The organism is Vibrio thalassae, from assembly GCF_900089835.1.
GTDB lineage: Bacteria > Pseudomonadota > Gammaproteobacteria > Enterobacterales > Vibrionaceae > Vibrio > Vibrio thalassae.
Genome location: NZ_OANU01000182.1, coordinates 1 through 890, shown reverse-complemented (window position 1 = coordinate 890; position 890 = coordinate 1). Strand labels below are relative to the sequence as shown.

Annotated in this window: 1 protein-coding gene; it reads right to left on the bottom strand. The window is 43.7% G+C overall.

Going from position 1 to position 890, the window contains the following annotated elements; all coding sequences use genetic code 11:
- Positions 1-624 (bottom strand): IS110 family RNA-guided transposase (locus tag VTH8203_RS23545; protein ID WP_158296247.1); only part of this gene is annotated, 624 nt, incomplete at its 3' end.
- Positions 625-890: the final 266 nt, after the last annotated feature.

Sequence of the window (890 nt, the reverse complement as noted above, 5' to 3'; positions counted from 1 at the left end):
ATTACCACTATTTAGAGTCTCAAGTTTTTGGTCTTGTTCTTTGATTTTGTTGTTAAGCTCGTTGTAATGATCAAGCTGATTGCGTAATTCGAAAATTAGTAGGGGTGGAACTTGCTGGCCTGTATCAGCTAGCCATTGAAAAAGCCGTTTCATATTTGCATGACCCCGTGGAAAGCTGAACCCAAATTCAGTAAGGATAGAGCCTATACGGTTCATGACTGCCGTACGTTCTCGAATGTAGCCTGTTCTGATTCTTCGGATTACTACTCCTAACTGCGCTTGCTCAGTTTTAGGTGAGACAAACCTCATTCTAGGTCGAGTTACAGCTTCAGCAATCGCATCAGCGTCAATGAAGTCATTTTTATGACTCTTAACATAAGGCTTAACATATTGTGGAGGGATCAGTTTTACTCGATGCCCATACTCTTGGCATTTTCTAGCAAGCCAATGCGCCCCACAACAAGCCTCCATTGCTATCAACACTGGTTCATGAACCGAGATAAATTGAAGTAGCTTAGCTCTTGAAAACTTGTGTCGATAAGGCTGTTGACCAGAGAAGTCATGACCAACAACATGGAAAGTTGATTTACCTAAATCAATACCGATAGTTTTAATAGTTGACATGATGGCACCTCCTGAAGTTCAGCGACATAGCTGAGTTTAGTTTAGGTGTGGGGCGTACCATCTAATTAATGCTCTACATCCCCTCACTTCTAACATGCCCCCTATAGCCGTCATCCTCACGAAAGTGAGGATCTCCTACCGCGTGTAGGTGACTGAAAATTGGCGACTAAGTCACGTAATTTGGCTGCGGGACGCGCTGAATGAGATCCCCTTTTTCAAGGGGATGACTGTAATTTTGGGGGATGCTGTGAACACGGAAAGGGGCA